11 protein-coding genes are annotated in these 13,706 nt (G+C 74.0%); 2 read left to right on the top strand and 9 right to left on the bottom strand.

The features are described from left to right. Positions 1–73 precede the first annotated feature (73 nt). Positions 74–478 (top strand): hypothetical protein, encoded by a 405-nt coding sequence (locus tag G443_RS07360; protein WP_026420568.1) that lies wholly within the window; start codon positions 74–76, stop codon positions 476–478. Positions 479–1,098: 620 nt separating this feature from the next. On the opposite strand, the gene G443_RS07355 is transcribed toward G443_RS07360, so the two are convergent. Continuing rightward, complete coding sequence (locus G443_RS07355) at positions 1,099–2,040, bottom strand: alpha/beta hydrolase family protein (protein ID WP_051314355.1); 942 nt, start codon at positions 2,038–2,040, stop codon at positions 1,099–1,101. A 157-nt stretch (positions 2,041–2,197) separates the two neighbouring features. Here G443_RS07355 and G443_RS07350 point away from each other — a divergent pair, with 157 nt between their 5' ends. Continuing rightward, entirely contained in the window at positions 2,198–2,782 is a 585-nt protein-coding gene (locus G443_RS07350) for a TetR/AcrR family transcriptional regulator (RefSeq protein ID WP_026420567.1), read from the top strand. Positions 2,783–3,134: 352 nt separating this feature from the next. Here G443_RS07350 and G443_RS07345 read toward each other — a convergent pair whose 3' ends face one another. The 8 genes from G443_RS07345 to G443_RS07310 form a co-directional block, all read right to left on the bottom strand. After that, positions 3,135–4,067, bottom strand: coding sequence for an anchored repeat-type ABC transporter permease subunit (locus G443_RS07345; protein ID WP_245588964.1), 933 nt, complete (start codon positions 4,065–4,067; stop codon positions 3,135–3,137). Continuing rightward, the gene (locus G443_RS07340; protein ID WP_026420566.1) at positions 4,064–4,816 is read right to left on the bottom strand and encodes an anchored repeat-type ABC transporter ATP-binding subunit; all 753 of its coding nucleotides are present in this window, start codon (positions 4,814–4,816) and stop codon (positions 4,064–4,066) included. The genes G443_RS07345 and G443_RS07340 overlap by 4 nt, the downstream gene beginning before the upstream one ends. Continuing rightward, the gene (locus G443_RS07335; RefSeq protein WP_026420565.1) at positions 4,809–5,690 is read right to left on the bottom strand and encodes a TIGR03773 family transporter-associated surface protein; all 882 of its coding nucleotides are present in this window, start codon (positions 5,688–5,690) and stop codon (positions 4,809–4,811) included. Before G443_RS07335 ends, G443_RS07340 begins: the two co-directional genes overlap by 8 nt. Next, complete coding sequence (locus G443_RS07330; protein ID WP_245588963.1) at positions 5,690–7,375, bottom strand: anchored repeat ABC transporter, substrate-binding protein; 1,686 nt, start codon at positions 7,373–7,375, stop codon at positions 5,690–5,692. Before G443_RS07330 ends, G443_RS07335 begins: the two co-directional genes overlap by 1 nt. Continuing rightward, positions 7,372–10,353: a choice-of-anchor M domain-containing protein gene (locus G443_RS07325; protein WP_026420563.1), complete on the bottom strand. Its 2,982-nt coding sequence runs from the start codon at positions 10,351–10,353 to the stop codon at positions 7,372–7,374. Before G443_RS07325 ends, G443_RS07330 begins: the two co-directional genes overlap by 4 nt. A gap of 43 nt (positions 10,354–10,396) precedes the next feature. Then, positions 10,397–11,380: a choice-of-anchor M domain-containing protein gene (locus tag G443_RS07320; RefSeq protein ID WP_253860172.1), complete on the bottom strand. Its 984-nt coding sequence runs from the start codon at positions 11,378–11,380 to the stop codon at positions 10,397–10,399. Further along, the gene (locus G443_RS07315; RefSeq protein WP_253860171.1) at positions 11,316–12,152 is read right to left on the bottom strand and encodes a hypothetical protein; all 837 of its coding nucleotides are present in this window, start codon (positions 12,150–12,152) and stop codon (positions 11,316–11,318) included. Before G443_RS07315 ends, G443_RS07320 begins: the two co-directional genes overlap by 65 nt. 398 nt (positions 12,153–12,550) lie before the next feature. Continuing rightward, complete coding sequence (locus tag G443_RS07310; RefSeq protein ID WP_081893638.1) at positions 12,551–13,177, bottom strand: choice-of-anchor M domain-containing protein; 627 nt, start codon at positions 13,175–13,177, stop codon at positions 12,551–12,553. Between the last annotated feature and the right edge of the window lie 529 nt (positions 13,178–13,706).

Raw genomic sequence — 13,706 nt, 5'->3', positions numbered from 1 at the left:
ATCGCGGGTCGAGCGGCCACCACCCCCGCCACATCCGGTCGGCCCCACCCGTCCAACCATCCCGGGGGATGCGATGTCCGTGACTCAGCCCACCCTGCTGGAACCACCCGTCTCCTGGGTCCGCGTGTTGCCCGGCTACCACATCAGCCAGCGACGCGGAGTGTCCAGCATCGCGGAGATCTCCCGCTCGGGCCGGCTGCTGCTCAGACTCGCCCGCCTCCCGGAGGCCACCGCCGGCCTGGACCCGCACCAGGTCGTCGAACTCGCTGACGCGGTCCGGGACCGCCAGCCGGGTCGGTGGTCGGTGTGGAACCCCGTCGTGGGCGTCGCGGCCCTCGTCCTCCACGTCGAGGACCACGACTACGTGACCCTCTCCCTCGACGGCGCCGGAGTGCCGGACTGGCAGATCCGCTTCGGGCGGGACCGCGTCGACCACCTGGCCGACGTGCTGACCGACGCCGCCGACCAGCTGTACTGACCCGAACCGTCCACCGAGGACGGTCCGCTCCACCCCCGACGGCCTGACACTGCCCGGCCCGCCACCGGGCCGGGGTCCGCTCCCGGGTCGCGTCCCGCCGCCCTCCCCGCGTCCCGCGTCTCGCGTCGACCGCGGCCCGCCGACGGCGGGCGGCACGCACCCCCGGGATCCGAGCGGCGGCCTTCGTGCCCTCGGGTCCGAGCACGTCCGCTCGGGCTCCACCCCGGCGAACCAGCGGCGTGAGCCCCGCCTCCCAGCACCGCTGGCGCGGCTGCCCACCCGTGTCACGGCTGGTCACCCGTACCTCGTCCCGCCGGGACACCGCACCGGACGGTCCTCGTGGCCGTTCGACTCGCCCGCACCCGGTGCGCGAGCTCCACCGGTGTGGTCCCGGCCCGCTGCTCGACTGCCAGCGGCGGCGCATGGCGGGCAGGTCGCTCCCGGTGCCCGGCGGCGCCGTCGTCCCGAGCCTCGTGCCCGGTGCGGCCCTGGGGAAGCCGGTCGCACGCCCCCGGCGGTGGGCGAGCATCGCTGCCGGTCGCTCGCCGTCGCGAGGATCGTGGGTCCGGGCCCGTCCTCCTCGGACGGCTCGCGGAACACGGGTCGCCCCGGGCCCCGCGTCACTTGTCGACGATGTGCCCGATCGGGTCGGTGGTCTCCGCGAGTTCGGCCCGCACCCGCCGCCACGCGATGTCGTCGATCCCGAGGGCGTGCCGGAGGTAGGCCCAGCAGGCCCGCCGGACCAAGGCGACACGCTCGGGGCTCTCGTCGGTGGTGTCCTCGGCGTCGTAGGCGTGGATCCCGCCGAGCATGTGCTCGCCCCCGAACAGGGTGAGCAGAGCCTGGGCCCCGGGGCTGCGGTGGTGGACGTCGGTGAACCAGTCGGGGCCACGGGTCGAGAGCGCGGACTGGTCCTGGTCGCCCGCGACCACGAGGGTCGGCGTGGTCAGTTCGTCGAAGTCGGGGCTCATGAAGGAGAAGTGCTCCCTGGCGAAGGGCGTCAGGTCGTCCCCGCCGATGCCCGTGGTCGCGAGGAGCACCCCGGCCTTGACGCGGGAATCGGTGTGGCTGGGGCCGGGCCGTCCGTCCGGGCCGAGGACGCGCGCGCCGAGGAGCATGCTGACGGTCTGCCCGCCCCAGGAGTGCCCGGCGACCGCCGTGCGGTCGCGGTCGACGCGGTCGGCGAGGCCGGGGACCGCGGTGAGGAGGTGGTCGAGCTCGTCGAGCACCCGTCCGACGTCCTGGACCCGGATCCGCCAGATGTTCGGGTACCGGGGGTCGTCGGGGGTGAGACCGAGGGTGCGCGAGTCGAGGAACGTGGGCTGGATGACGACGAAGCCGTGAGCGGCCCAGAAGTCGACCAGCGGGTCGTAGGAGGACATCGACTTGCCGAAGCCGTGGGCGAGGACGATGACGGGCAGGCCGGTGCCGGAGACCGGCGCTGACACGCGTACCCGCAGGTCGTCGCCGCGTTCTGGGGCGGGCAGGACGACCGGTTCGACGCTGGTGATCGGGGTGGGCGCGGGGACGGTGTTCGGGGCGACCGTGTCGGGTGCGGGCATGGGGGGTTGCTTCCTCTCTCGACTGCTCGTGAGCGCCGTGGGCGCGGGTACCCGGTGGGCGGACCACCGACTAGACTCCTAACCGGAGCGATGTTCCGAATATACGGAGCAGTGTTCCGGTTGCCAAGTGGGTCGTGGAGAGGAACGACGCGTGGGTGTGGGCGAGGAGCCGTCGTCGACGACCGGGAACCCGGCCAAGCGGGCGGACGCCCGGCGGAACGAGAAGGCGCTGCTCGACGCGGCGGCGTCGGTGTTCGTCACGCACGGAGTGGACGCGCCGGTGCGCCGGATCGCCGCCGAGGCGGGCGTGGGCATGGGGACTATCTACCGGCACTTCCCCACGCGTGCCGATCTCGTCGTGGCCGTGTACCGGCACCAGGTCGACGCGTGCGCCGAGGCTGGCCCCGCCCTGCTCGCGGCGGAGCCGTCACCGTTCGCCGCGATGTGCCAGTGGGTCACTCTCTTCACGGACTTCCTGGTGACCAAGCACGGCCTCGCCGCCGCGATCCGCGACGACCCCGACGGGTTCGCGGCCCTGCACGCACTGTTCCTCGACCGGCTCGTACCGGTGCTCGCCGACATCCTCGCCGCCGCGCGGGACGCCGGCGAGGTCACCGCTGACGTCACCGCCTACCAACTGCTCCGCGCGATCGGTGACATCTGCGCGGGCGCGGAGCGGGTCGATCCCGAGTACGACGCGCGGCTGACCGTGCGCCTGTTGCTGGAGGGATGCCGCCGGTAGGACCAGGGCAGCCGTCAGACCGCGCTGGCATCGGTGGCGGCACCGGGAACGCCGACGCCCCGGCGGTCGCCCACCGGCCCCGACCCACCCCGGGCACCCGCGCGTCGGTCCGCCGGCGGCGGGTGTCCGCCCCCGCCGTTCCCGGGCCACCGGCTCCTCCGCCAGCCCCAGCGCCGTGGCGCCTCCCGTCCCCGACCAGCGGTTCGTCCCGCCTCGCCCCCGCAGGCCTGGGCACCGCCGGCCCGACGCCACCCGGCGAGCCGCCCCGCGCCGGCGGCGCGGTCGGCGAGGCGGCGCCGAGCGCGCGGTCGGCCGCCTCCCCGGCGGACGAACCGGGGGGCCGGCGTGCCTCCTACCCGGCCGAGGAGGCCCCCGTTCCCTCCTCCGAGACGGCTGCCGCGCGGTCGTCCTCGTCCCCGTCCACCTGGGACGGGCGGGATCTGGCCCGCCACCGGGAGACCAGGCCGTGCCGGGGAGCGAGGAACCAGCACACCAGGAACGTCACCGTCGCGGTCAACACGATCATCCCGCCCGCCGCCAGGTCCAGCGCGTAGGAGAGGTACAGCCCCACCACCGACGACAGCGCCCCGATGGCCGGGGCCAGCAGGGTCATCACCCCCAACCGGTCGGTGAGCAGCCGCGCGCACGCCGCCGGGGTGATCAGCAGCGCCAACACCAGGACGTTCCCGACCGCCTGGAGCGAGATGACGATGGCCACGGTGACCATCGCGTAGAGCGCCATGTCCAACCAGAACACCGGCAACCCCACCGAGCGGGCGGTCTCCCGGTCGAGGCTGACGGTCACGATCTCCTTCGACAACGCGAGCGCCGAGACGACGACGGCCCCGCCGACCAGCGCCACCCCGAGCACGTCGGAGTCACCGATCCCCAGGATCGACCCGAACAGGAACGACTCGAGCGAACCGCTGTACCCCGGCGCGGTGCTGAGGATGACGATGCCGAGCCCGAAGGCACCAGCGAAGAAGACGCCGATGACGGTGTCCTCCCGCAGCCGCCGGTTCTGCGAGAAGACGGCGACCAGCAACGCCGTCACCAGGCCGGCGACCGCGCCCCCCACGACCAGGTTCGCCTGAAGCACGAAGGCCACCGCCACCCCCGGGAACACCGCGTGCGACACGGCGTCACCGATGAAGGCCATGCCCCGCAGCACCACGTGGGTGCCGATGACCCCGCAGACCACGCCGGACATGATCGCGACCAGGAACGCCCGCCGCATGAACACCTGGTCCCACGGTTCGACGAGGAAGTCGAGCACACCACTCACGTGTCCACCCCCAGGGAACGCAACAGCGAGGCCGAGCCGGCCACGCCGAAGGCGGCCAGCCACACCGACGGGTCCCGCAGCCCGGCGGGCGGCCCGTCGGCGATCACCGTGCGGTTGAGCAGGCACAACCGGGTCGACAGGCTCGCGGCCGCCGGCAGGTCGTGGGTCGTCATGAGCAGCGCCCTGCCCTCCCGACGCAGCGCCTCGAACAGTTCGGTGAGCAGCTCCTGGGTCGGCACGTCCAACCCCGTGAAGGGTTCGTCGAGCAGCAGCAGCTCCGGGCGCAGGGCCAGCGCCCTGGCCACCAGCACCCGCTGCCGCTGCCCGCCGGACAGCTCCCCGACCGGTCGGCGCCGGAGCCCGCCGAGCGAGACCCGGTCCAGGGCCTCGTCCACCGCGTCCCGGTCCACCGCGCCGGGGCGCCGCAACCAGCCCACCCGGTGGACCCGGCCGGTCAGCACGGCCTTCTCCACCGAGATCGGGAAGTCCCAGGCGAACTCGTGCCGTTGCGGCACGTACCCGACCGTGCCCCTGGCCCGGTCCGGGGTGCGGTCACCCAGGTGGATCGTCCCGGCACGCGGGGGGAGCAGCCCGAGGACCGCGCGCAGCAGGGTGGTCTTCCCCGCGCCGTTCGGGCCGATCAGCCCGACCAGTTCTCCCGCCGACACGGCCAGGTCCACGTCCCGCAGGGCGGTGCGGCCACCGAGGTCGACGGAGAGCCCGTCGACCCGCACCAGGGGTTCAGCCACGTCGGGTGCCCTCCCGTCCCTTCGAGCGGCGGTGCCACCACAGCCCGGCCACCACGAGCACCAGGGCCGCGCCACCGACCACGATGGCCAGCACCACGGGACCGCCGGTCGAGCCGTCCTCACCCGCGTCTGGGCCGTCGGCGTCGGGCGCCGGATCGGAGGGTTCGGCGTCGTCGCGGGTCAGCTCGGTGTCGAAGGCCGCCTCGGGATCACCCCCGCCGGCGAAGAACCGGAGGGTGCCCCGGTCGCTGACCTCCTCCCCGTCCGCCAGCCGCGCGCTCATCTCGATGTCGAGCAGGTACGCGCCGGGTTCGAGGAACGCCCAGTTGCCGTGCACGTGCGTGTTGACCTCGACGCCGGAGGCCTGGGGGAACCCCTCCCGGCTGTCGAAGACGGGGTCGGGCTCACCGAAGCTCCCGTTGAGGAACAGGGCGAACTCCCCGGGCCCCTCCACTCCGTGCAACGACCAGGTGACCTCCCGGGCCACGCGGGTGGCCACCTCGGCGTCCTGCGTGTTCCACCCCGGCCACAACACCCCCTCCACCTGGGCCTGGGGCAGCAGCCAGACCTCGTCACCGGGCGCGCCGAGGAAGGAGAACGCCTCATCCTCGGGAACCTCCGCGGTGGCCAGGTCGGTGACGTGCAGCACCACGTCGTCCAGGTCCCGCCAGGCCGGCGGGTCCACGGTGTCGTCGCGCACCCGCAGCACCCAGGCCCCGTCCTCGAACCGGGGTCCGATGTCCACGTGGCCGTCGGCGATGACCACCCGCTCGCCCCCGGTGTCGGCGGCCTGGGAGGCGAGGCCCACCGGTGCCACCGCGACAGCGAGCACCCCGACCACGCCCGCCACCCCGATCCCCTCCCGGCCCCGCATCACGCGCCTCCCAGGCAACGACGCAGCTCGTCGGCGTTGTGCCGCATCATCTCGACGTAGCTGCCGACGTCCTCGCCGAAGGCGTCCCCGTAGAGGGTGCAGACCTCGACACCCTGGTCCTCGGCCACCTGGGTCAGGACCGAGGCGCGCCGCACCAGGTTCGGTTCCATGAACACGGCGGGCACCCCGAGGTTGCGGATGGTGTCGGTGAGGGTGTTGACCTGCCGGACGCTGGGTTCCTGCGCCGGGTTGGGCACCACGAACCCGGCGACGGTCAGGTCGTAGGCGTCGGCGAGGTAGCCGAAGGCGTCGTGGGTGGTGATCAACTGTCGGTTCTCCTCCGGGATCTCGGCCAGCGTGCGGCGCACGTGGTCGTGCACCTCGCCGAGCTCGTCGAGGTAGGCCTCGGCGCGTTCGTGGTACGTCCCGGCGCCGTCCGGGTCGGCCTCGGCCAGGGTGTCGCGGATGTGTTGCACGTAGGCCCTGGCGTTCTCCACGTTCTGCCACAGGTGGGGGTCGATCTCGCCGTGGACGTGCTTGCCGAGCACGGCCTGCGGCAGTTGGAAGACCAGCGCCCCGGGTTCTCCCAGGAAGGAGAACCGCTCGTCGCCGGGCACCTCCTCCCGTGCCCGGTTGGGGACGTCGATCACGGCGTCCTCGGCGGGGACGACGAGCTGCTCGGCGCCGGCGGCGCCCGAGTCGGTGTAGGCGTAGAGCTCGCCGGTGTCGAGGTCGACGGTCAGGTCGGTGTGGCCGTCGTCGAGGATGACGGCGTCCCCCTCCACCTCCACCGTGTGCGGGTCGACCCCGACGGCGAAGGTGAAGGTGTCCCGCCCCAGCTCCACCGGGGCGCCCTCCCCGGTGTCCAGGGCCGCCTCCAGGCCAAGCCGGTACACCCCGGGCTCGGTGAAGGCCCAGTTCACGTGGGTGTGCGCGGCCGGTGGCAGGACGGCGAGGTCGGTGTCGTCGAAACCGTTCGCCGAGTCGTAGTAGACCTCCGGGACACCCAGGGTCTGGGTCAGGTAGACCGCCAGGTCCCCGGGGCCCTCGAGCGCGGTGGCCCGCAGCTCGACCCGGGAGGAGCGGGTGGCGCCGTGTTCCTCACCGTCGCCGCGCACGCGGAGCCCGAGCCAGAGCACGTCGAGCCCGATGTTCTCGACCAGGGGGATGACGCGGGCGCCGTAACTCTCGGAGATCTCGGCGAGCGAGACGTTCAGGGAGTCCTCGGGCAGGTTGTTGTCGATGGTGCGGATCAGCGCCTGCTCCTCGAGGAGGAGGTGGTTGGTGAACGCCACGTCGGCCCTGGTGACGCGTCCCGCGTCCGTCGGGGTGGGCTCGTAGGAGTGGGGGTCGCCACCGGGAGGCACCAGTGAGCTGCTGCTCACCCGGTCACCGCCCACGTTGGCCACCAGGTCGGCGATGATCTCGGTCGTGCTGATGACGACGAGCTCACCGTCGTCGGCGCCACTCGCTCCGGCACAGGCCGAAGTCGCCGTCAGCAGTGCCGCGGTCGCGACCGCGCACACCGCCCGTCGGGGAACGAGCATCGCGGTGTCCTCGTCTTCCGCCGGCGGTGCCGGCACTCGCTGGGTGGGTGGTCGTCCTACGTGGTCGGTGCGTTGGCGGGGCATCTCGTGCCCGGCCCGCCGGGCCTCGGCGCTCCCGGCGTCGCGTTCCCGGTTCATCCGGTCGGGGTGCGGGAGCGGGTCCGGCCGAACCACCACACGAGGCCGCCGAGCACCAGCAGGAGCCCGCCGAGCACCGCCAGCGGCAGGGCCGATCCGGTGCCGGTCCAGGCGAGGCCGCCGCCCCCTCCCTGGGGACCGCCGCCTCCGGGGCCGTCGTTCCCGGGTCCGCCGCCGGGACCACCGCCACCCGGGTGGGACGGGGCGGTCGTGGTCGGCGGCGGGGTGCCACCCGGATCACCCGGGCCGGGGGGTGGGGAAGTGCTGGGTGGTGGGGTGGGACTCGGCCCCGGATCGTCGCCCTCCCCGCACCGGGGCACCGAGGTCACGTCCACCTCGCCCACCGCGACGGCCAGGGTCCCGCCGTCCGAGGTGGACCCGCCCGCCGGGGTCGTCGCCGACATCGTGAAGGACAGGCAGTAGACGCCCTCCGCCGTGAACGCCCAGTTGGCGTGCGCGTGCTGGCCGAGGGGCACGTCGAAGCCCGTGGGGAGCGCGTCCCGGCTGTCGAGGACCGGGTCGTTCGGCCCGAACGTCCCGTCCTGGTAGAGGACGAAGGCCCCCGGCCCCTCCGCCGCGGTGAGCCGCCAGTGGACCGCCCCGGCGAGCTGGTCGGGAAGGATCTCCTCGGTGTTCCACCCCGGCCACAGCACCCCCTCCAGCTGGGTCTGCGGCAGGATCCACACCGGGTCGCCGGGCCCACCCAGGAAGTCGTAGGCGGGGGCGTCGGGAACGGTCGTCCCCGAATCGGGGTTGGCGTGGAAGAGCACGTCCTCCAACTCGCGCCACTCCACCACGCCGGGGGTGGTGCCGTCCTTGACGGCCATCCTCAGCTCGTCCTCCCGCACCCGCGCGGCGACGTCCACGTGGCCCTCGTCGAGGACGACGAGCTCGTCGGAGGGTGGCGGCGTCGGGGTGTCCGGCGGTGGGCCGTCGTCGTCCCGGCCGCAGGGTGTCACCGCCGAGGGGTCCGCGTCCCCGGCGACCACCGTGACCAGCTGTCGGTCGGACACGGCGCGCCCGTCGGCCCGGGTGGCGCTGACCTCCACGTCCACGCAGTAGGTGCCGGCGCCCACGAAGGCCCACTCGCGGACCTGCGTGCCGTGCGCGCGGGTCCGGACCGACGCGTGCTCACCGCCGACCGTGTCGAGGATGCGCGTGCCACCCCGTCCCACCGCGTAGAACGCCACATCCCCCGGGCTGCCGGCGTCGTGCACCCGCCAGGTGAGGGTCCCCCCGTCGACCTGGTCGGGCAAGACGTCGGCGGTGTCGAGACCGAGCACCGGCCAGCCCGCGCCCTGGGTGGACCGGAACCGCCAGTACCGTTCGCCGGGCTCCCCCAGGAAACCGGTGAACCCCGACGCGGGCACCGTGGCCGACTCGGTGGTGTGGAGGACGACGTCCGAGGGGGAGTGGTACCTCGGGTCGGTGGCATCGCGGTTCGACCGGACGTCGAGACGGAGTTCGCCATCGACGAAACGCGCGCTCAGCTCGGAGGAGGTGTCGCCACCGAGCACCACCGGGTCCCCGGCGGGCTCGGTCGGCGACTCCCGGGGCTCCCGTTCCGGAGCCGGGCCCGACCGCCCGCACGGGACGACCTCCTCCGCCGCGACGTCCCCCACGGCGAGCGTCAGGCGCTGCCGGTCGGACACCGTCCTCCCGTCGAGCAGGGTGCCGCTGGCCGAGAACGTCAGGCAGTAGACGCCCTCCTCGGTGAACGCCCAGTTGGCGTGGGTGTGCGCCGGGACGCTCATCATCCGCACGTTGGGGCTGCCGCCCCGGCTGACGAACACCGGAGGCGCGCCGTCCCTGGCCGCCGACGACAGGTACATCGCCAGGTTCCCCGGCCCGGTGACGTGGTCGAGCCGCCAGTCGAGGCTGCCGAGCACCACCTCCTCGTGCCAGCGGATGTCCGAACCCCACCCCGCCCACAGCACGTCGGGCCGGCTCGTCTGCGGCAGCAGCCACATCGGATCACCGGCCGGGCGGCCCAGCCAGTCGGCGACGGAGCCCTCGGGGATCGTCGTCCGCGAGGCGGTGCCGGCGTGGAGCACGACGTCGTCGAACTCCCGCATGACCTCCTCGTCGTCGTGCAGCCGCGTGCCGTCGCGCAGCTGGAGGCGCAGCTCGTCGTCGACCAACCGGGGGTAGATGGCGTCGACGTGCCCCCGGTCCAGCACGAGGACCGGATCCTCCGGCGCCGGCTGGTCCGCGCCGCAGGTCCGCACCTCGCCGGGTGAGACGTCCCCGACGACGACGGTGAGCACGTCGAGGCCGGTGACCTCGGCGCCCGACCCGGGCGTCGCCGTCGTCCGCACCCCCAGGCAGTAGGTGCCCTCGGCCGAGAAACTCCAGGTCAGCCGCTCGTCCCGATCCGGCGGGTACTCGTGGACGTCGGGCAGGCCGTCCCTGCTGTTCCACCGGACCGCCGAGGGTGGGCGGTCGCCGGTGGCGGTCACGAAGACCGCCACCTCGCCGGGCCCGCTCAGCGTCTCCAGCCCGAGGCCGACGCGTCCGGTGACCTCGGCGCGGTCGACGCCCCGGGTGCTCAGCGCGACCCGGGGCAACCCCTCGGCGCCGGCCGCCGGCAGCGACCAGACGGGGTCGCCGGGATCGGCGGGGAACGAGTGGTGCGGGGGTTGGGCGGTCCCGGCGGCGGCCGGGACGTGCAGGGCGGCTTCCGCCGGCCCGTACCGGACCGGCCCCTCGGGGTCGCTGGTATCGGTGAACCCCGCCGAGAGCGACGATCCGTCCAGCCTCGCCTGGAGTTCCACCGACCCCGTCGCCAGCAGCACCGGCGCGTCGGTCGCCTCCTGAGCTTCCAGCGAGCCCGCCGCGCTGCCCGACCGGGTGAGGGCCAGGGCCTCCTGTCCGAGGGGGCTCGCCGTCGCGAGGACGGCTCCCGGCAGCGTCGCCGTCGCCGCCGCGGCGATCAGCGCCGTCCAGGTCCTTCGGGTTCGTGGTGTCGTCGCACGCATTCTCACGTCGTTCCGATCACGTCGTAGGGGGCGCGGACGCCGGTCAGGGCCGGGCGGAGCCGCGCGCCGGGCGACCGAGGAGGAAGAGGACGGCACCGAGGGCGACGAGCGTTCCGCCGACGGCGGCCAGGGGGAGGAGCGTTCCCGGGCCGGTCTTCGCCAGCTTGTCGACGCCACCGCCCGGCGGGACCCGGGTCTGGTCGTCCTGGCCGCCACCGCCACCCGGCGGATCGGCCCGGTTCCCCGGGTCGTCGTTCCGGTCACCACCGCCGCCACCGCCGTCGCCGCCGCCACCGCCGCCATCGCCGTCGCCGCCGTCGCCGGGGTCGACCTGGCCCGGGTCGACGTCCCCCACCGCCACGTGCAGCACCCGCCGGTCGCTGACCGCCGTTCCACCGGCGGACCCGCTCATCTCCAGCGTCAGCTCGTAGAAGCCCTCGTCGGAGAAGGCCCAGTTCCCGTGGGCGTGGGTGCCGAGGGGGATGTCGAAACCGTCGGGTGTCCCGTCGGAGCTGTCGAAGAGCACCTCCGGCGCCCCGAAGGACCCGTTGACGAACAGCGCGAACTCACCGGGACCGTCCACGTCGAGCAGCGAGAACCGGACGGGGCCGTCCACGTCGTCGGTCGACAGCTCCTCCGTGTTCCAGCCGGGCCAGAGGATGTCGGCCTGCTGCGCCTGGGGCAGTACCCAGGAGTCGTCACCCGGTTCCCCGAGGAAGTCGAACTGGGGACTGTCCGGCACCTCGATCCTGGCGGCCGGCGCGACGTGGAAGACCACGGTGGACAGTTCGCGCCAGTCCGTGCGCCCGGCGACCGTGCCGTCCTTGACCAGGATGCGGAGGTCGTCGTCGATCAGCCGGGCCCCGACGTCGACGTGACCGGCGTCGAGGACGACCGGCCCTCGCTCACTGCTGATGGGCGGCGGCTGTTGGCGCTGGGCCGGCAGCAGGCGGGGCGACGGGTCACGGGAGGTGGCCGGTGGGGGCGGTTCGGTCGGGGAGGGCGGCGGTGCGGGGAAGTCGTCCACGGGGGAGGCGAGGCGGACGGGGGCGGTGGTGTCGGGTCCGGCGGGGTGGAGGACGGCGGGGGAGGAGCGCTCCCCGCCGGGACGAGGTCGAACGAGTAGGTGGCGTCGGCGAGCAGCGCATCGCCCGAGGGGGAGCGCGCCTCGACCTCGAGGTCCACCTCGTACCGGCCGGGGTCGGTGAACGCCCAGACCAGCTCGCCCCGAGCCCCCGTGGGCAACGCGCCTTCCGCGACGTCGTCCCCGGCGGACGCGGTGGAGAACAACGGCGTCGGGTCGACCCGCCCCTCCGGGTCGCTGCCCCCGGGGTGAAGGCCGCGAGCGCCCCCGGACCCCGGACAGCCAGCAGGCGCACGGTGACCTCGTCGGTGAACCCGCCCCCCAGACCGGTGGTGTCCCACCCGAGGCTCGTCGCACCGGGACGCGGACCGCCGGTGCCGGCCCCGTTCGGCAGGAGCCAGACCTGCTCACCCGGGTCCCCGAGGAAGGAGTGGGCCGCGTCGTCGGGCACGACACCCGCGAGGGCGTCCGCGTCGGCGACGAACCGGACGTTCTCCGGCGCGGTGACGATCTCGTCGCCCGACTCCTCGGCGCGGACGAGGAGCTCGATGCCCTCGGGAGCCTGCCGTGGCGCCAGCAGGTCCACGTCGCTCGTGGTCGGATCGAGGTGGAGGGCGGGCTCCTCGTCCTGGTTCGCGTGCGAGGCCAGCGGTGGCGCGGCGAGGAGGCCGGCCACGACCAGGCTGGTGAGCGTGGTGTGTCGTGCGGTTCTCACGGTGGTGTCCTTCGGACGGCTTCCAGACGGGACGGACGACGGGGACGCGCTCGGCGACGCCGGGGCACCGGTCGTCGGCGCGAGGGGGACGGCGGCAGGTTTCGTGGGTCCGGGCGGCGGGGTCCCGGGGGTGCCGTCTCGACCGGTCAGGTGGCCGCCGTCGTCGCGGGGGTGGCTCCTGTCGTGGTCGTTTCGGCGTCCCCGCCCGGGTGGTGGCTGGCCGGGCGGGGACGCCGGAGCAGGACCGGTCGCTGGTGGGTGCCCGCCAGCGGTCAGGTCCGGGTCCACTCGGGACGTGGGGTCATGGCGACGGTCCGGCGGGCATGTCCTGGTGGTGACGTCTTCCCACCAGGACGCGGCCCCGCCTCCCCGGCCCGTCGCCCGGCACGGCGGATGGGTCAGCCGACGACGAACTCCAGGGTCGCCTCATCCGTGATGGTGGCCCCGTCGACCAGCGCCGAGACCTCGAACGTCAGGAAGTACTGGCCGGCGTCGGTGAAAACCCAGGCCGGGTGGTAATGGGCGTCGGGGCCCAGCGTCAGCACGTCCTCGGAGTCGAGGCCGTCGAAGGAGTTGAACACGACGCTCAGGTCGTCGGCGTCCCACAGCCCGATGTCGCCGGGACCGGACACGCCGGTCAGCGCGACGTGCACCTGGTCGTCGTCGGTGTCCCCTGGGGCGAGGTCATGCGCGCTGAAGCCGGCGAAGAGCACCCCGTCGGTGGCCTCGGCCGGTAACACCCAGGCGGCCGAGCCGACGGGAGCGCCGACGAAGGCGCTCTCGGCGGTGATGGTGCCCGCGGCGTTGTCGTTGACCTCGAACACGACCTCCGACGGCTCGAAGGACTGCCCGAGGTCCTCGGCGTGGACGTGCACGTGGAAGTGGTCACCGTGGAGGTGGACGTCGATCACGTCCACGTGTCCCTCCGACAGGGTGGTCTGCGCGTAGGCGGGGGTGGCACCCGCCAGGAGCGCCGCCGCCGCCACGGCGACGGCTCCCACACCCACGCGATTACGAACGTGCATCACGGTTCCTCTCACAGGTGATCAGGACAACCAGACTGTATTGAAAATGAAAACGATTGTCATTAGTCCGGATGGGGTGCTCCCGATCGCCCGGTTCGACCAGTCGGGCCCCCTCGTACCCGGGCGGCGGCACCACGGTGTGAGGTGCCGCGCGACCACGTCCCCGTCCGGGCTCGGGGGAGGAGTCGGGCCGGCCGGTCGACTGGACGCCACGTCGGGGCGGGGCGTCCGGACCGACCAACACGACTGGTGGGCGCGGACGCACCGGCTCCCCGCGCTCGGCCACCCTCCCCTCGGGGTGCGCCCGCGCGACGTGGCCCAGCTCGACGCCACCGAGGTCGCCGGCTCCGGCCGCCATCCCGTGGGCCGCGCGTCCGGGTCCCGTCTCCCCGCCCCCGACGCGACCGTCAGCCCCGGGCGAACCCGCCGGCCGCCGGGCACCCGCTCCCGGCGGGTGAGAACCGCGCGATTTGCCGTTTCCGCAACATCCCTTGCTCCGGGTCCCGGTCGCTCCGCAGGCTGTGCGCGG

Source organism: Actinoalloteichus caeruleus DSM 43889 (assembly GCF_000429185.2).
Classification (GTDB): domain Bacteria; phylum Actinomycetota; class Actinomycetes; order Mycobacteriales; family Pseudonocardiaceae; genus Actinoalloteichus_B; species Actinoalloteichus_B caeruleus.
This window is presented reverse-complemented; position numbering and strand designations above follow the sequence as displayed.

Coding starts and splice junctions, on each gene's coding strand:
- G443_RS07355 (WP_051314355.1), bottom strand. CDS start 2,040: ATGCCCGCACCCGACACGGTCGCCCCGAACACCGTCCCCGCGCCCACC.
- G443_RS07330 (WP_245588963.1), bottom strand. CDS start 7,375: ATGAACCGGGAACGCGACGCCGGGAGCGCCGAGGCCCGGCGGGCCGGG.
- G443_RS07360 (WP_026420568.1), top strand. CDS start 74: ATGTCCGTGACTCAGCCCACCCTGCTGGAACCACCCGTCTCCTGGGTC.
- G443_RS07325 (WP_026420563.1), bottom strand. CDS start 10,353: ATGCGTGCGACGACACCACGAACCCGAAGGACCTGGACGGCGCTGATC.
- G443_RS07335 (WP_026420565.1), bottom strand. CDS start 5,690: ATGCGGGGCCGGGAGGGGATCGGGGTGGCGGGCGTGGTCGGGGTGCTC.
- G443_RS07310 (WP_081893638.1), bottom strand. CDS start 13,177: ATGCACGTTCGTAATCGCGTGGGTGTGGGAGCCGTCGCCGTGGCGGCG.